General features: G+C 54.6%; 12 protein-coding genes. All 12 read right to left on the bottom strand.

Annotated elements, in window-relative coordinates; genetic code table 11:
• Window positions 1-43 precede the first annotated feature (43 nt).
• The 12 genes from H8B13_RS01975 to kduI all read right to left on the bottom strand — a co-directional run bounded on the left by H8B13_RS01975 (window position 44) and on the right by kduI (window position 17070).
• On the bottom strand, window positions 44-517 hold the full coding sequence (locus H8B13_RS01975; RefSeq protein WP_261990191.1) for a nuclear transport factor 2 family protein: 474 nt from the start codon (window positions 515-517) through the stop codon (window positions 44-46).
• 55 nt (window positions 518-572) lie between these two features.
• Entirely contained in the window at window positions 573-1922 is a 1350-nt protein-coding gene (locus H8B13_RS01970) for an MFS transporter (RefSeq protein WP_187309143.1), read from the bottom strand.
• Between the two features lie 75 nt (window positions 1923-1997).
• On the bottom strand, window positions 1998-2654 hold the full coding sequence (locus H8B13_RS01965) for a bifunctional 4-hydroxy-2-oxoglutarate aldolase/2-dehydro-3-deoxy-phosphogluconate aldolase (protein WP_187309142.1): 657 nt from the start codon (window positions 2652-2654) through the stop codon (window positions 1998-2000).
• Window positions 2655-2792: 138 nt separating this feature from the next.
• Window positions 2793-3800, bottom strand: a complete 1008-nt coding sequence (locus tag H8B13_RS01960) for a sugar kinase (protein WP_187309141.1) — start codon at window positions 3798-3800, stop codon at window positions 2793-2795.
• A 128-nt stretch (window positions 3801-3928) separates the two neighbouring features.
• A complete protein-coding gene (gene uxaC / locus H8B13_RS01955) occupies window positions 3929-5386 on the bottom strand; it encodes a glucuronate isomerase (RefSeq protein ID WP_187309140.1) in 1458 nt (485 codons plus the stop codon).
• Window positions 5387-5433: 47 nt separating this feature from the next.
• Window positions 5434-7089, bottom strand: coding sequence for a UxaA family hydrolase (locus H8B13_RS01950; RefSeq protein WP_187309139.1), 1656 nt, complete (start codon window positions 7087-7089; stop codon window positions 5434-5436).
• The gene (locus H8B13_RS01945) at window positions 7086-8615 is read right to left on the bottom strand and encodes a tagaturonate reductase (RefSeq protein WP_187309138.1); all 1530 of its coding nucleotides are present in this window, start codon (window positions 8613-8615) and stop codon (window positions 7086-7088) included. Before H8B13_RS01945 ends, H8B13_RS01950 begins: the two co-directional genes overlap by 4 nt.
• A 10-nt stretch (window positions 8616-8625) precedes the next feature.
• Entirely contained in the window at window positions 8626-10677 is a 2052-nt protein-coding gene (gene pelA, locus H8B13_RS21090; RefSeq protein ID WP_261990190.1) for a pectate lyase, read from the bottom strand.
• Window positions 10678-10704: 27 nt separating this feature from the next.
• The gene (locus H8B13_RS01930) at window positions 10705-11049 is read right to left on the bottom strand and encodes a cupin domain-containing protein (protein ID WP_187309137.1); all 345 of its coding nucleotides are present in this window, start codon (window positions 11047-11049) and stop codon (window positions 10705-10707) included.
• A gap of 10 nt (window positions 11050-11059) precedes the next feature.
• Window positions 11060-12925, bottom strand: coding sequence for a RagB/SusD family nutrient uptake outer membrane protein (locus tag H8B13_RS01925; RefSeq protein ID WP_187309136.1), 1866 nt, complete (start codon window positions 12923-12925; stop codon window positions 11060-11062).
• Between the two features lie 20 nt (window positions 12926-12945).
• A complete protein-coding gene (locus tag H8B13_RS01920; RefSeq protein ID WP_187309135.1) occupies window positions 12946-16212 on the bottom strand; it encodes a SusC/RagA family TonB-linked outer membrane protein in 3267 nt (1088 codons plus the stop codon).
• A 39-nt stretch (window positions 16213-16251) separates the two neighbouring features.
• On the bottom strand, window positions 16252-17070 hold the full coding sequence (kduI, locus tag H8B13_RS01915) for a 5-dehydro-4-deoxy-D-glucuronate isomerase (protein WP_187309544.1): 819 nt from the start codon (window positions 17068-17070) through the stop codon (window positions 16252-16254).
• Window positions 17071-17100: the final 30 nt, after the last annotated feature.

Genomic DNA, 17100 nt, shown 5'->3' with positions numbered 1-17100 from the left:
ACGGTATGCGCAACGACCAGAAATATTCTATTAAGCCTAGAGATTAGCTCTTGACTTCGGGCTGCTTTTGCGACTGCCAGAGCACGACCTGCCAGCCTTTTTTGGGGTCTTTTACTTGCACCACTACGTACTTCAGATGGGCAATATTTAGCTGGCCATCCGGCTTAGGGGGCGACGTAATGGTGATTGTCCCGTTCACTACGGCAGTTTGGCCGTCGTTGTAGGCACGCACATTCACTGCTTCTACATCAATCTTGTCGTACACGCTTTTGCCGTCGCGGATGCTTTGGATGTAGGACGTTTTGTTGTCCTGTTTGCCGTTGGAATGCGTGTACACTAGATCCTCACCGAAGAACTTATCCAACAGAGCGTAATCCTTCTTCACCTGGGCCGCAAAGCGCTGACGCTCCAGCGCTTCCACTTGTTTGGCGGCATCCATATCTTTCTTGTTTTGGGCGAAGCTGAGCACTGGCAGCACTAATAACAGGAGCGCCAGTAGCAGAAAATGTTTTTGCATAATACGGGGAGAGTTAGAGTGCAAAAGGACATCGCAGCAGCACGAAGTCAGTTACCTAATCAAGGGAAATTTGCTTCATGCGCGGCGCCAAGAAGTGCATAAGCACCCAGGCCAACAGATAAGCGCCACCGCAAATCAGGAACATGATGAAGTAAGCAGTTTCGAGCTGGTTGATGCTCTCGTAGTACACAAACATCTGTTTCTGCACCAAAGCTGTCAGCAAAATACCCCCCAGACCACCGGCCATGCCACCAATACCCGTAACCGAAGCCACGGCGCGCTTGGGGAACATGTCTGATACAGTGGTGAAGATGTTGGCACTCCAGGCCTGGTGAGCAGCGGCGGCAATACCGATTACCAACACGGCTAGCCACATGTTAATCTGCCCGAGGTACTGGGCAAACACGATCGGGAACACGCACAGCGCGATGAGCAGCATGGATGTTTTGCGAGCCTTAAAAGCGGGCATTCCGTGCTTCATAAAGTTCAGCGGAATCCAGCCACCACCCACGCTGCCAATGCTCGACAAGATGTACACGGCCGCTACGGGAAAGGCCACGTCGGTGCCTTTCAAACCATACTGCTTGTTCAGGAAGTCAGGCAGCCAGAAGAGGTAAAACCACCACACCGGGTCGGTGAGGAATTTGCCCAACACGAAAGCCCAAGTTTGACGGAAAGTCAGGAGCTTAAACCAGGAAACTTTGGGTTGGGTCGTAATGGAAGCCGCGGCCATATCATCCACATCGCTGTGGATGTAATCGAATTCAGCTTTGGTCAGGCGGGCCTGCTTGGCGGGTACTTCGTAGTAAATAAACCACAGGATCAGCCACACAAAGCCAATGGCGCCCGTGATGATGAAAGCCCATTTCCAGCCGATGGTTTCGGCAATAAGTGGCACGGTGAGCGGGGCAATGATGGCGCCCACATTGGAGCCCGAATTGAAGATACCAGTAGCCAGGGCCCGCTCCTTCTGCGGAAACCACTCGGCTGTCGTTTTGATGGCGGCCGGGAAGTTACCCGCCTCCGTTACGCCCAGAAAAGCGCGCGCTACGCTGAACCCGAAAGTACTGCTGACAAAAGCGTGACCAATAGCGGCCAGGCTCCACAGAAAAGTAGATAAAGCGTAACCGATTTTGGTGCCCAGCGCATCGATGATGCGACCCGCGCCCAGCATGCCCAGCGAGTAAGCTACTTTGAAGGCAATTTCGATGTTAGCGTAGTCGCCCGAATTCCAGTTGAACTCCGTCTCCAGGTAAGGCTTCAACAGCGAAATAACGGCCCGGTCAAGGTAGTTGACCGTGGTGGCAAAGAACACCAGCGCGCAGATGGTCCACCGATACTTGCTCATCTTCTCAGGGGCAGTAAGTAAGGTGCCGGGCGGCGATTGAGTGGGAGAAGGTATCATCGATTGTGGGAATAAAAGTCAGAGCAGTATTCGTAAGCAAAACGACGACGCGAACGACGCGCCACCCGGGCAACGCTACTTTTTCAAGGTATCTACAAACTTTAGCAAGTCGGCAATTTGACGGCTTAACGCTTCGGTATCATCGGCATTTTTAAAGAGCTGCGAACCCATCCCAACAACGTTTACCCCGGCGCCAAACCACTCCTGTAAGCTCTCCGTTGTGGGCTCCACGCCACCGGTCACCATTATCTTCACCGTAGGCATGGGCCCGCGCAAGCTCTTGATATAACCTGGCCCTACCACGTTGCCCGGAAATACCTTCACGAGCTTCGCGCCCAGCTGGGTAGCGTTATAGATTTCGTTTAGCGTCATAGCGCCGGGCAGCCAAGGCACATCGTGCTGCTGGCACACCGCCGCTACGGCAGCCGTGGTCACGGGCTGCACTACAAAATCGGCGCCGGCGGCAATAAAGCGCTCCGCTTCTTCGGCCTGATAAATAGTGCCGATTCCCAGTAACATATCGGGGCAGGTGTCGCGCACAAAAGTCACCAGCTCAGCAAAGACCTGGGGGGCTTTTTCGCCGCGGTTGGTAAACTCAAATACCCGCAGTCCGCCATCGTAGCAAGCCTGCATAATACGCTTCGCGTAGGCAGCCTCAGCGTGGTAAAAAACCGGCACAATGGGGTGGTGCAGGACGGTTTCTAAAATATGATCAGAGGAAAAACGAGGCATTCTAGAAGTTTGTAACGTGAACCGAAGGAAGACGCAGTCAAGCTTCCGCTTCGTGAATTGTGAAATTATGAGCGCAGGAGGCTTTTTTGATAACACCCAAACGATTCGCGAAGCTAGAGCTTCGCGGTACTTGACAACCTACCGTACCAAACGGCCAGTCGTATTGCCTTGTAGCACGTGCTCCACTTCGGCCACCGTCACCAGGTTCACGTCGCCGTGAATGGTGTGCTTGAGGGCCGAGGCCACCACGGCGAAGTGCAGCGCCTCCTGCGGCGTCGCGTACTTTAAAGTGCCATAAATAAAGCCCCCCAGAAAAGCGTCGCCACCACCAATGCGGTCCACCACGGGCGTGATATCGTAGTAGGGCGTTTCGGAGTAAGAGCCGTCAAACAGCTGGCCCTTGATGCGCTCGTGGGAGGCACTTTGGGTTTTGCGACGGGTGCTGATGACCTGCTTGATTTGCGGGAAGCGAGTCATCAGTTGCTCGCTGATGGAAGCAAACTTGTTTTCTACACCCGCCTCGGGACGAATGCCGAACAAGTCATCAGCGTCGTTTTCGGAGCACACCACCACATCGCAGCCGGCCACGAGGTCAGGCATTACATCCTGAGCACGCTGCCCATACTGCCACAGGTTGCGGCGGTAGTTTACATCAGCCGACACGGTAAGTCCCGTACGGCGAGCCGCCTGGATGCCTTCGCCGATGGCTTGCGCTGCTGAGGCTGAAATAGCGGGCGTAATACCCGTCCAGTGCAGCCATTGGGCATTTTTCAGAATTTCATCCCAGTCAAAAGCGGCTGGGTCGAGGTCGGCAAAGGCCGAATCGGCACGGTCGTACACCACTTTGCTGGCTCGCATGGAGGCACCTACTTCCAGGAAATAAAGCCCCAGCCGCTTGCCGCTATACACTGTGTGGCTCATGTCCACTCCGAGGCGCTGAAAGCTTTGGGTAGCGGCCTGGCCTAGCTCGTTGGCCGGAAAACAGGTGACGTGCGCGGCTGGTACGCCCAGCCCAGCAAGCGCTGCGCCTACATTAGCCTCGCCCCCACCATACGTCGCCTCAAAGCTGGCCGCTTGCGTGAACCGATAGTTAAGAGGCGGCGAGAGCCGCAACATGATTTCGCCGAAGGTGACAACCTGTTTCATCGAGATGTAAGGAATGCTGAGAGGAAAAGCGAAACTAGTTCGCCAGTAGTAAGCCGAAGCTCATCCTGCTCCTATCTTTTCACGCTTTTTGCGTTTGGTGCTAAGAGCAAGATGAACACTTAGATCGGCTATACCTTCATGTACTCACCTGAAGCGGCGGTTGGTGCCGCCTGAGCTACTGCGTCAAAGCCGAAATATTGCTTGGCGTTGTAGTAGCAAATGTTCTCAATAATGCCCCCCAGCAGCTCCATATCATCGGGCAGCTCGCCGTTTTCCACGTCGTTGCCAAACAGGTTGCACAGCACGCGGCGGAAATACTCGTGGCGCGGATAGGAAAGGAAGCTGCGCGAGTCGGTAAGCATGCCCACAAACTTGCTGATCAACCCCATATTCGACAGGGCGTTAATCTGCTTTTCCATCCCGTCTTTCTGGTCCAAAAACCACCAGCCCGAACCCCACTGCACCTTACCGGCCACGGTGCCGTCCTGGAAGTTACCAATCATGGTAGCCATCAGTTCGTTGTCGGCGGGGTTGAGGTTGTAGAGAATGGTTTTAGCCAGTTGATCCGACGAATCGAGGCGGTCGAGGAAGGTAGATAGGGCGCGGCCCTGCGGGAAATCACCAATAGAATCCCAACCCGTATCGGGGCCGAGCTGGCGCAGCATACGGGCGTTGTTGTTACGCAGCGCACCCACATGAAACTGCTGCGTCCAGCCACGAGCGTGGTCCATGCGAGCCAATTCCAGCAGTAGCTCCGACTTCAGTGCTTCGGTGTCTTCCTGATTTATTTTTTGCCCCCCGCGCACTTGCGCAAAGGCATTAGCGACCTGCTCCGCTGAGTAATCAGAAGCATACAGACGCTCCAAGCCATGATCGGAAAGGCGGCAGCCTTGAGCGTGGAAGAAATCGTGCCGACGACGCAGCGCTTCGAGCAAGTCGTCGTAAGTCGCGATGCTGATATCAGCCGCTGCGCCCAGTTTATCCAGGTAGCTGTTGTAAGCAGTTACATCCTCCGGCGACATCGCTTTATCGGGCCGAAAAGTAGGCAAGATTTGTACCCCAAATGGCTGGGCCGCAATAGCCTGATGATATTCCAGCGAATCGGCCGGATCATCCGTCGTACACACCACTTTCACCTGCATTTTTAGCAGCAAGTTTTTCACCGAATATTCCGGCGTGCGTAGCTTCTCGTTGCAGGCATCATAGATGCGGCGGGCGCTGTCTTTATTCAGCACTTCCGTGATGCCAAAGTAGCGCTGCAACTCTAGGTGCGTCCAGTGGTAAAGCGGATTACGCACCGTTTGAGGCACAGTTTCGGCCCACTTCTCAAACTTCTCCCAATCCGACGCATCACCCGTCACGTAGCGCTCATCTACCCCATTGGTGCGCATGGCGCGCCACTTGTAGTGGTCGCCGTACAGCCAGATTTGGGTGACGTTTTCGAACTGCCGATCCTCCGCAATCTGGTCGGGGGGCAAATGGCAATGGTAATCGATGATGGGCATCTGCTTCGCAAACTCATGGTAGAGTTGCTGGGCCGTTTCCGTTTGCAACAGGAAATCGTCGTTGAGAAAGGGCTTTTTCATAGTGATGATCTTGGCTTAGTGTTCTGGGGCTTTTCGTCAGGGTTTACTTACAGCGAAACCCCACGTTTCCACGGAATAAAGTCGGTTTGTCCGTGGCGCACGGCGGCGACTTCTTCCCCGCTAGCTACCCGAACTACATAATCTAGAATTCGCTCGGCCGCCTGCTCAATAGTTTCCTCGCCGTCGATGACGGTGCCGGTGTTCACATCAATGATATCGGGCATGCGCTTGGCCAAAGCGGTGTTGGTCGCAATCTTCACAACTGGCGCAATCGGGTTGCCAGTGGGCGTGCCGAGGCCAGTGGTAAACAGCACCACATTGGCTCCCGAGCCAACCTCAGCCGTGGTAGATTCTACGTCATTGCCGGGCGTGCACAGCAGGTTTAAGCCGGGCTTGGTCACGGGCTCGGGATAGTCGAGCACCGCCACCACTGGCGAGCTGCCGCCCTTGCGTGCCGCACCCGCCGACTTCATGGCATCGGTAATCAAACCGTCCCGAATGTTGCCGGGTGAAGGATTCATATCAAAGCCTGAGCCCACCGCAATAGCACTGTCGCCGTAAGCTTTCATCAGTTGGCTAAAGCGCTCAGCCGTAGCATTATCTACTGACCGATTTACCAACTCTTGCTCCACGCCGCACAGCTCTGGAAACTCAGCCAGAATAACCGAGCCACCCAGTGCCACAACCATATCCGACACGTAGCCCACGGCTGGATTAGCCGAAATACCCGAGAATCCATCGGAGCCGCCGCATTCCAAACCGATGTTCAGCTTGCTCAGCGGCGCCGGCTGACGACGAATCTGATTGGCCTGCATCAAGCCCGCAAACGTCTGCCGCAGAGCCATGCTGATCATGGCTTCTTCTGTCCCGATTTTCTGCTGCTCCAGAATGAAAAGTGGCTTATCGAAGTTGGGGCTGCGCTTGTTGATTTCGTCCTGCAGCATGGTCACCTGCGCGTTCTGGCAACCCAGACTCAGCACCGTAGCACCCGCCACATTGGGGTGCGTGATGTAGCCGGCCAGCAGCCCACACAGCGTCTGCGCATCCTGGCGAATACCACCGCAGCCACCTTCGTGGCTCAGAAATCGGATACCGTCCACGTTTGGAAACAGCCGGTTCGGTCCCTGGGGGGCATTTTCGTCGCTGTGCAGGTCCGTTTGCAGAATTTCTTCCACCGACTTACCCGCCTGCATCAAGGAAATCAAGGCCTGCGTTTGGGGCTGATAGCTCTTGCGGCGGGCGTAGCCCAGGTCGTTTATTAAGGCTTCTTCCAGCACCTGCACGTTGCGGTTTTCGCAGAATACCAATGGGATAACCAGCCAGTAGTTGGCCGTGCCCACGCGCCCGTCGGAGCGATGGTAGCCCATAAAGGTGCGGTCCTGCCAACGGCTTACGTCGGGGGCCGTCCAGGGGGCTTTTTCGTGCTGGTGCTCGTCGTAGCTGTCGGTGGCGTGCTGAATATTGCTGGTCGTGAGCAGGCCGCCCGATGGTATCGACTGGCGCACTTTGCCCACCAGCACCCCGTACATAGTTATTAAATCGCCGGGCTCGAAGTCGCGGGTGGCCAGCTTGTGCTTGGCCGGAATACGAGCCGTAGTAGTGATGGTCGTTCCATCCCAAGGTACGGTCGTGCCTTCTGGCAAATCGACCAGGGCTACCAATACGTTATCGTCGGGATGAATTCGGGCTACCTGATGCTTCATTTGACTAAGGTGGCTTTTTTATTTAAATGCTTTGATACCGTGGCCGCAACGCCTATATCCAGCATTTGCTGAAGGTTGTCGCTTACGCGCTTAGCAAAGCCAGTTAATTGGCTGAGGTCGTGGCCCCAAAGCGTTTGATTTTGTAAAACAGTGTTCGTCAGATCGGATGCAGATAAGTTGCGGCTCCACAACTCAGCAAAATAGCCCGCCTGATCATCGTTGATGGGATACTCTGTGCCGTTGGCCGTCCCGTACCAAATTTTGCCGTCCTGACGAATGCCACGCATGAACAGCAAATAGGCCGCAAACCCAAGCGCCACATACTGCGGCGCCGTGTTAAACCGCTTATAATAATGCAGCAAAGTAGGCACGTTGCGCATCTGCATTTTCATGGTGTACTGCATGGTAATGGCCAGCCACCGATGCTCGATGTAAGGATTCCGAAAGCGGTCCAATACCTGCAAACCGAAGCGCTGACCTACTTTCTCGTCCACGGCATACGGGATGCCTGGCAGCAAATCACCCAACATCAGATTGTGTACAAAAGTGGCTACACAATCATTCTCCATGGCTCCGCGCACCGTCTCGCACCCACTCAGATAAGCCAGGCCGCAGCTCAGCGTGTGCGTGCCATTCAGCAGGCGCAGCTTCAGCTCCCGAAACAGGTTGATATCGGGCCGAATAAAAATCCCTTTATCCGCCTGATGGAAGGACAGGATATTCTTCACCCGCTCGTCGCCTTCAATGGCCCACAGCAGGTACACTTCCGTCATGGTCAACAGCTCGTCGTTGTAGCCAAGCTGCGCGGCAAGAGCTTGCTGCGTAGCTGCGTCAGGCTTGCCGGGCACGATACGGTCCACCAGGGAATTGCAGCAGGTATTGGCCGTTTCCAGCCACTCAATAAACTCCGGCTCCAGCCCGTTACGGTGGGCCAGCTCCAGCAGAATTGCTTCCAGCTTACTGCCATTCTCTGGGATTAACTCCGTGGGTACAATGACTAAGCCTTTGGAAACATCACCATCGAACGCCTGAAAACGCGCATACAATACGGCCAGCAGCTTGCCCGGAAATGAGTGCGGCGGCTCCTGCTGAATATCATCAGCCGTAAGCTGAATTCCGACTTCAGTGGTGTTTGAAAGCACGATTTGCAGGTCTGGATTGGCAGCGCACTTCAGCACTTCCGCCCACTGACTTTTCGCTGACAGCACCCGGCTAATAGACGCGCAGAGCACGTTTTCTTCGACGCTATGGCCATCTTCCACACCCCGAATACCTACGGTATAGAGGTTGTCCTGGCGCTCGAAAGCGGTCAGGTCGCCACCATCTGTAGACTTTACAACCACAATGCGGCCGTTGAAAATGCCTTGGCGGTTGGCTTTATCAATCAGATAATCGGGCAGGCCGCGCAGCAGGACGCCGGTGCCAAATTGCATTACTTTTTCGGGCAGTTCCAGCAGCGCGGCCGTGGGACGGAGCACGGATGCCTCAGTGTCTGTCAAGGCTACAGCGCGAGATAAATTTTTCATAATCTAGTACTTATAGTTTCGCTCCGGTGGTATTGGCCCATTTCTGTTGCCATTTGGGGTATTCTTTTGCTAACAACTTTGCCCCCCAGGTGCCCGCGTAGGCATAGCCGGCGCGCCGCTCGTTTTCAATCTCAGCAAGAGTGGCTTTTTTCACCCCGTCGCGGCCCACATAAATGGGCTTGTTAGTCTCCAAATCATAAAAGCGGGCCCAGATAACCGAGCCAGCCTCTGGCACAATCACGCGGTCTTTGCCAGTAGGTTCCTTAGGAGCATCAATGAGCTTCACTGCGTAGCCGGGAATTTTCACCAACTCCAGCCAAGCCACCGCCGCCTCAATCGACTTTTTTATCTCAGGCGAAGGCATGTCTACGGCCATTAGGAATTCAACTATTTCTACCGTCTCCATACCGCTCAGCGAGGCCAGCTCGAAGGCCCGTGCTTTCACTGGCTGAAAGGTTTTCTCATCATGCTGGGCACACCAAGCGGTGAGCTTTCCATTCTGCGCATACTGGGTTTTGAGAATGCAATCGATGCCCCGCGCTACGGCAGCCTGGGCCTGGGGTATTAAGGCCGAATTCACGATGGCAAAGTTGCCTTTCTGCTGCGCTATATCCCGAAGCAGGACCAGCACCCGCATCATGGCGTTGTCGTTGTAGGTAATGTAGTGCCGGTAGTTGCTCATGTCGGGGTAGAACTGCGGAAATCCCCCGTTGGGATACTGCATTTTCAGCAAGTACTGAATGCCTTTCTGAGCCGCACTCCGATAAGCTTGGTTATTGGTTTTCTTAAATGCCTCTATCAAATACTTAATCTCACGAGTAGTGGCATCGTTGTCGATGGTGGCGTCGTTGCGGTTGGCGTCGTCGAGCGTAGCTGCTTTTTTAGCGGCGCTCAACGGCTTGCTGTAATCTACTTTCACGTCGCCCACGGCTTTGGGCCACCCACCTACACTGCGCTGATACACCAGCATTTTCTCGGCGATGGTATCAACACCCACAGGCGCAATGGCTGTGATGGCCGGCGATTTATGGTCGGGATTCCAGCGGCCGCCAAAAGTCCAGTTGGCCGTAATTTGACGAACCTGGGGGGCATTTTCAGCGGTGCTCAAGTTGTCGCGGTGCCAAGCATAATCACCGCCGTCGCGGTGGCAGCTGGCATAGTACACACGCCGACCCCAGTTGGGCGTACCCGGCCCGGAAGGCGAATGGTAGATATCGGCGTCGGCCATGTTCTTGGGAAACTTGCAGTCGATCAGATAGAACTGCGACTCGCGGTGGTAGCGCCCCAATTTGAAGTTGTCATCACCTTCAAATGTGCAGTTCTTCAGCACCGTTTTGGAGTCGCGGTTACCTGAGCCATCGTGCCAGATAGCCGCCGACATATTATGGCAGATAAAGCGGCTGTTTTCGATGTACGCCCAGCCCCGTGGGCAGTAGAAATCGACGCCACCTTCCATGGTGCAGTTCTGAAAATAGAACATGCCGCCTTCGGTGTCCCAGGGGCTCACCGTATCGCCACCCAGGGCGCGAAATGTGCATTGCCGTACCGTAATTCTAGTAGCACCCCCGAAGGTGCGCATGGCCATTTGGTGACCATCTTTTTGCACTACTTTTTTACCGCTCGGATCAGCGGGGCAGTCTATGGTAGTCTCGCCTTTGGCATCGAAGCCGTAGCTGTTGATGAAGGTTAGATTTTCGAGCGTGACGTCGGGTGAGTTACGCATGTTTAGCGTTGCTACGCCCCAGTCATCGGCGCCTTTTACGGGGTCGCAGCGCCAGGCGTCGCGGGCCTGCGAAATGGTTATGACTGTTCCCTTTTCGCTCTGACCTTTGAGCGTGATATTGCTCTTGCCGTCGATGAAAAGCTTTTCCCGATAGGTGCCGTTTTTGATCAGAATCACGCGTGTTTTCGCAGACTCGTTCGGCAGGCTATTGATGGCCTCCTGAATAGTGCGAAACTTCCCCGAGCCATTCTGAGACACCACAATCTGCTGAGCCTGACTGGGGAGCAAAAAGCCCCCCAGCAGCAATAGCAGCAGCAGTGATTTGAGTAGTTGTTTCATATGCATCGTATAGGCGCCTTCGGGGCATTACACAAAATCCTCCCGCATGGGGCTGAAGGCATCCACCAATTTTCCTGCTTCTTCGCACACCACGCCGTGCCACACATTGGAGGGCGCGTAAAATGCATCACCGGTCCGCAACGTGCGCTCCTCCTCTCCTACCGTGCACCGAAACACGCCGCTTTCGACATAAGTCATTTGCGTGTGCACATGATGATGCAGAGCACCCACTGCACCCGCTTCAAAGTTTACGCGCACCAGCATTAAGCTGGGCTCGTGGGTAAGTATCTGTCGCGTCACCCCCTCTCCAACCGTCTCCCAGGGAAGACGGTCGGATTTGAAGAAGGTGTCTGACGTGGGCGTAGTTGCCATGAGCAAACAGCTAGTAGCCGAAGTTCTGCACAAGCGCCGGGTCAGAAGCGATGGTGCTCTGCGGAATTGGGAGCAGTTCCTTGCCTTTGCCGGGCACATACTCAGCAGCTAAGCCAGCACCTGTGCTAGTGGCGCGTGTAGTAGCATTCTGGACGTAAACTGTTCCTACTGGTTTGGTATTCGCCACATATTGGGCATCTACACTCAAACGCCAGTTTATGCGCACGGTGCCCGCGGGAGCAGCGTTGTTAGCCGGCGAAGGCCGATAGAATGATCGAGTCCACTGTAAAGGGCTAGCCGACGGCGTGCGGAAGTACATGTACTGCGGCACGTTTTGATAAGGAGCCTCGCCCTTAGACAACTTCTCAATGTTGGCTTTGACCTCGGCTATCTTCTGGGCAAATAGGTTCCAGCGTAGCAAGTCGTACTTGCGGATACCTTCGCCACCAAATTCCAGATAACGCTCATTTACCAGTGCATTAAAGAAATTCTGCTTGCTGGTTAAGCTGAAGCCACTTTGGGCAAGCGTAGCAGTAGCCCGCGTCCGATTGCCTCCGAAAGCACGAGTACGCACTTCTAGCAGCGCATTTTGAGCGGCGGCGGTTGGACCGTTCAATTCATTTTCGGCTTCCGCAAACATCAACAATACGTCGGCGAAGCGGATCAAAGGCCAGTTGTAATCCAAGTAGTTACCGGTGCCCGGCACGGGTGGAATGTGCCAGTCCCGGCGGAATTTGCCGTCGTAAACGGTGTTCAATGTTACACCTGTCTGGAAGTTATTCGATGGAATGGTGTAGGGGGCAATTGTAACGTTGAGACGCGTGTCAGTAGAATCGAAGGCGTAGTAATAAGTGGGCGCAATGTTTACGCCAGCTTGCGAAGAGCCATAAATCGGTGAGGAATTCATGCGGGGGCCGTTATAGTAGCCCACTTTGCTTCCTGAACCAGCCGTAGCTGTGGCCATGCCTACCTCAAACATAATTTCGTTGTTAGGCGAAATCTTCTTCTCATTGATGCTTTTAAATAGCTGCAGGAAATCAGGCGAGAGGTTATGCTCTCCGCGGTTTGCCATCAGCTCAGCACATTCTTGGCGGGCAATAGCGTAGTACTCAAGGTAGTCAGAGGGGCGTACCATTTCGCTGCCTTTCAGCGAGTAGCCGCCCCGATACAGCGCTAGCCGCGCCCGCAACGCTTTCACGGCACCTTTGGTGATACGCTCATTAGCAGCACCAGCCTTTGAGCGCCACGGCACCAGCTTAGCAGCGACACCCAGGTCCTCGATCATCTTGGTGAGCGTAGCATTACGGTCAGCATTAGGCAAGGCAAAGTCTTGGCCTGATTTGGCGGGTGTAAGCTGAGCTGGTACATCGCCCCAGTTGCGTATTAGCTCAAAAAAGTACTGGGCCCGCAGGGTTAACGCTTCACCGTGCAGACGGTGTAGCTCGGCCGTATCGGCGGGGGTGCCGGTGGTATACAGCGCCATTAGCGGAATCTGCTCGATGCAAATGTTTGAGCGCTCCACGCCCTGATATAACTGGTTCCAGGGGTTGGTGATTTCGGTATTGGCAGGCAGCGCGGCGTAGCGGGCAATGCTGCGCCGACCACCATCAACTGGCCCAATAGAACCGATCATCTCATCCGAATCGAAGGGGTAATACATGCTAACCCGAGTACCATATCCATTATCGCCCGAAAGCGGATCGTAGGCTCCGATAACGGCGGCGGTAGCACCAGCCACGGTGCTGAAGGTGTAGCTAGTGGTATTCAAACCTACCGGATCAACATCCAGGTAGTCTTTACAGGAAGACAGGGTTCCAGCGGTGCCGGCCAAGGCGACAGCAGCTAGCGCAGCTCGAAAAGAAATGGGGAATTTCATGAGTTGAAGAGATTGCTAGATTAGAGGGAAACGTTCACACCAAACAGGAAGGCGCGGCTGCGGGGATAGGCAGCGTAATCGACGCCTGGCGTCAGGGGCGTAGCACGGCGGGTGCTCACTTCAGGGTCGTAGCCCGTATATTTGGTGAACGTGTAGAGGTTGTTGGCCGTCACGTAGAAGCGCAGCGTCGAGAGCTTGGCGCGGCTGATCAGAGCCTTTGGCAAAGAGTAACCCAGGGTCAGGTTGTTCACCCGCAGGAAAGAGCCATCTTCTACTGCCCATGAGTGCAGGAAGTAAGCCTGCGTAGGCGTCCAGATGTCGGCGTTCTGATTCACTTCGCGCAAGCGCTCCAGTGTCGTGATGGGGCTGCCATCTTCCTCAATGGTGCGATAGCGGTTACCCATGATGTCGAGCACGTTGTTGAAGGTGGTGTTGGCCGTGTTGGTCGTGAACTCGATTTTGTTCGCGTTGTAAACATCATTGCCAACCACGAAATTCAGGAAGATGCTGGCATCGAAGTTCTTGTAGGTAAACTGCTGGTTCAAGCCACCTACTGCTTTCGGATTAGCGTTTCCGATTACCGTTTGGTCCTGATTATTGATGATACCGTCGTTGTTCAGGTCACGCAGCTTGATCAAGCCTGGACGGAATTCATTCGCGCCAATGATACCCAAGTTATTCACCAAGGGCCGATCAGGATTAACCGTCCAGGTGCCCACACCCGTGGGGGTAGTTGCGGGGACATAGCCAATGAAGTCGTCGGCGGTGAGGTAGCCGTCGGTTACGTAGCCGTACATCTGCCCTACAGGCTGACCTTTGCGGGCTACGAAATCCTGGTTGAGTGCAGTGCCGGCCCAGCCGGAAGCAATGCCCAGAATTTCGGTGGTGTTAGGACCTAAGTCCTCAATGCGGCCCCGGTTGAAGGAGGTGTTGGCGGTAGCCGTCCAGGTGAAGTTCTCGTTGTTTACGATGTTGCCGATAACCTGCAATTCCAGACCGCGGTTAGAGGTTGAGCCAATGTTTTGGAGTTGCGAGGTGTAGCCGGTGAAAGCCGGAATCGGACGGTTGATGAGCAGGTCGCTGGTAGTGTTGTAGTAGGCGTCAGCCGTGAACTGAATGCGGTTGTCGAGCAAAGACAAATCCAGACCTAAGTTGCGCGAAGTGGTTTTTTCCCACTTCAAGTCAGGGTTAGGTAAGCTTACAGGTGCTGAACCGTTTACGATGTTATTATTGAGTGCATAGGGAGCACTGCCGGCTCGGTACAGCTGGTCGGTTAGGAAGTCAGCGATGCGGTTATTTCCGGCCTGGCCGTAGCTCAAGCGCAGCTTCAAATCCGATACAGCTGGAACTCCTTTAAAGAACTCTTCCTGCGAAATCCGCCACGCAACCGAGGCACCAGGGAAAAAGCCGAAGCGGTTGCTGTCCTTAAATTTCGACGAGCCGTCGGCCCGGAACGTACCCGTGAAGAGGTACTTGTCATTGTAAGAATACGTCAAGCGACCAAAGCCCGATAGCAAGCGGTAGTCCTGCGGAATGCTGGTTTGGGGTAGCACGGGCTGGGAAGTCTGGCCAGCCGGTAATACGCCTTGGTTGATGTTGGCCAACGCCCGCTCAGCCGTGATTTCCAGCGGCAGGAAGTTGGTTTGGATGAACTGCTGGGTGTTACGCTGCTGATAAATCTCTTCACCAATCAAAATACCAACAGAGTGCTGGTCTTTCTTGAATGAATAGTCCAGCACGTTAGAGTTGTTGATGGTATTCTGGCTAGTGGTCGTGATGGTGGCGAAAGGCAAGTTCAGATAGCCCCCCGCAGCCTGCCGGATAGTAGGCGAATAGCGACCGTTAAAGGTGCTTAGGTCAAAATTGGTAATGTCGAAACCAGCCGTTGAGCGGAAGACTAATCCTTTGGCCAATTCTAGCGCAATATTGCCCCCCACGTTGAAGGTGCGGCGCTTATCGAGGCGGTATTCGTTGTCGATGGTAAGGATGGGGTTTACTAGCGAGGAAGTCTCGAAGAACTCCGGATCGAAGGCTGATACATCTATGACAGTACCATCAGCTCTAGGGATGATCAGGGGCTGATACTGCACCGTATTGCGCAGGCGCGAGGTAACGGATGAACCTGAGGTAGAGGTACCGGCGCCATTGGACTCTTGGTCATTGAAACGCACGTTCAGACCAACAGTGAGCTTGTCGGTCGCTTTGGTGTCAAAGCGGAAGTTGATCAAGCTGCGCTCGTAGTCGGAGCCGCGCTGAATACCGTCTTCGGTGTTGCGGGTCAGGCTTAGTGAATAGGTGGTGCCTTTCACCCCGCCAGCTAACGATACATTGTGGGTTTGCTGGAAAGCGTTCTTGCCAAACACATCATCCTGCCAGTCTACAAAGGGAGAATTGCGAGCCCGTGTAATGGTGTCGCTGGCAAAGTCTCTAGAGCCAAACAGCGTTCTAAAACTGTTCAGGCCAGCAGTACCAGCATACCGGGAACGCTCGTACTGGTAGTTGAGGTACTCATCGGGCCCAAGTACACCTAGCGTATTGGTAATTTTGCGTACACCGGCGAAGCCATTGTAGCTGATAACCGTTTTGCCTTCCAAGCCTTTTTTGGTGGTGATAATTACAACACCGTTGGCACCACGAGCACCGTAAATAGCCGTAGCCGATGCGTCCTTCAGTACATCGACCGAAGCAATGTCCTGGGGGGCAATTACGCCCAGAGCGTTTTCAATCTGAATACCGTCGACCACGTAAAGCGGCGAGTTGTCCTGCGTTACCGAGCCGCCACCGCGCACCCGAACCTGTACGTTTTGGTTGCCGGGCGTACCCTCCGAACTGGTTAGCTGTACACCGGCCAAGCGGCCCGTAAGCGCCTCCGCGGCCGAGTTTACCGGCACGTCCTTAATCTGCTGAGCGCCAACTGACGACACCGAGCCAGTTACATCACGGCGATTAACTTCTTGATATCCAATAACTACTACATCATTCAGCTGTTGGGCATCTTCCTTCAGCGTAACGTTGATCTGGTCACGGTCGCCAACAGCAATTTCCTGCGACACGTAGCCGATAGAGCTAATATTCAGCGTCACAGCTTGACCCGTTGGCACCGTGAGGCTAAAGCGACCTTCGGGATCAGTAGATGCACCATTAGTAGTGCCTTTCACGAGCACGGTTACACCGGGCAAAGCCTCGGTTGCCGACCGCACCACGCCCGTAATGGTTCGCTGGGCTTGGGCGAAGGCCCCCGTCGCCGCCCCTAGCAGCAAACAGAAGAACAATAGATATTTTTTCATGTGCGGGGATAGTGGAAATGGTGGGATTTAATGATTGACTTACCGTAAATCATGGATGCCCACGGCGTCCATATCGGTGTATTCCAGGTTTTCGCCAGCCATGCCCCAAATGAAGGCGTAGGCGCTGGTGCCGCAACCCGTGTGCACAGACCAGGGCGGCGAGATGATGGCCTGCTCGTTGCTCACCCACAGCGGCCGGGTCTGGTTCGGCTCGCCCATCAGGTGCAGTACCCGCTGGTTGGGGGGCAAATTGAAGTACAGATAGGCCTCCATGCGCCGGTCGTGGGTATGAGCGGGCATGGTGTTCCACACGTTGCCGGGCTTAAGCTGGGTGAGACCCATCACGAGTTGGCAGCTCTGAATGCCTTCGTTGTAGATGTACTTGTAAATAGTGCGCTCATTGGCCGTTTCCATGGACCCCATTTCTACCGGAGTGGCTTCGGCTTGCGTGCGTAGCGTGGTTGGGTGCGTAGCATGCGCCGGGGCGGAAAGCAGATAATAGCGGGCCGCTGATCCACTGAACATTATGATTTGCGCGCCTTTACCGACATATAAGCAGTCTTGGTTGCCGAGTTCGTAGCTGGTGCCATCCACGGTCACCTGTCCCGCGCTGCCCACATTAAGAATTCCCAACTCGCGGCGCTCCAGAAAGTAGTTCGCTTTCAGGTTCGCGGGGTTCGGCAAAGTCAGCGTCTGTCCAGCGGGCACCGCGCCCCCTACAATCATGCGGTCGTAGTGAGAATACACGAATTCAATCTGACCTTCGACAAAGAGCTGTTCGATCAGGAACTGCTCGCGGAGCTGGTCGGTAGTCAAAGTGACGGTTTCGCGGGGGCTGCTGGCGTGGCGTTGCTGCATGGGGCGTAATACTTTATGCTGTAGTTGCTG

Source organism: Hymenobacter sp. BT188 (genome assembly GCF_014333585.1).
GTDB lineage: Bacteria > Bacteroidota > Bacteroidia > Cytophagales > Hymenobacteraceae > Hymenobacter.
The sequence above is the reverse complement of the archived record's forward strand: the minus strand, read 5'-3'. Positions and strand labels throughout refer to the sequence as shown.

Excerpts from the sequence above, each read along its gene's own strand:
- H8B13_RS01950 (WP_187309139.1), bottom strand. The coding sequence starts at position 7,089 with ATGAAGCATCAGGTAGCCCGAATTCATCCCGACGATAACGTATTGGTA.
- H8B13_RS01945 (WP_187309138.1), bottom strand. The coding sequence starts at position 8,615 with ATGAAAAATTTATCTCGCGCTGTAGCCTTGACAGACACTGAGGCATCC.
- H8B13_RS01975 (WP_261990191.1), bottom strand. The coding sequence starts at position 517 with ATGCAAAAACATTTTCTGCTACTGGCGCTCCTGTTATTAGTGCTGCCA.
- H8B13_RS01965 (WP_187309142.1), bottom strand. The coding sequence starts at position 2,654 with ATGCCTCGTTTTTCCTCTGATCATATTTTAGAAACCGTCCTGCACCAC.
- pelA (WP_261990190.1), bottom strand. The coding sequence starts at position 10,677 with ATGAAACAACTACTCAAATCACTGCTGCTGCTATTGCTGCTGGGGGGC.
- H8B13_RS01920 (WP_187309135.1), bottom strand. The coding sequence starts at position 16,212 with ATGAAAAAATATCTATTGTTCTTCTGTTTGCTGCTAGGGGCGGCGACG.
- H8B13_RS01960 (WP_187309141.1), bottom strand. The coding sequence starts at position 3,800 with ATGAAACAGGTTGTCACCTTCGGCGAAATCATGTTGCGGCTCTCGCCG.
- H8B13_RS01970 (WP_187309143.1), bottom strand. The coding sequence starts at position 1,922 with ATGATACCTTCTCCCACTCAATCGCCGCCCGGCACCTTACTTACTGCC.
- uxaC (WP_187309140.1), bottom strand. The coding sequence starts at position 5,386 with ATGAAAAAGCCCTTTCTCAACGACGATTTCCTGTTGCAAACGGAAACG.
- kduI (WP_187309544.1), bottom strand. The coding sequence starts at position 17,070 with ATGCAGCAACGCCACGCCAGCAGCCCCCGCGAAACCGTCACTTTGACT.
- H8B13_RS01925 (WP_187309136.1), bottom strand. The coding sequence starts at position 12,925 with ATGAAATTCCCCATTTCTTTTCGAGCTGCGCTAGCTGCTGTCGCCTTG.
- H8B13_RS01930 (WP_187309137.1), bottom strand. The coding sequence starts at position 11,049 with ATGGCAACTACGCCCACGTCAGACACCTTCTTCAAATCCGACCGTCTT.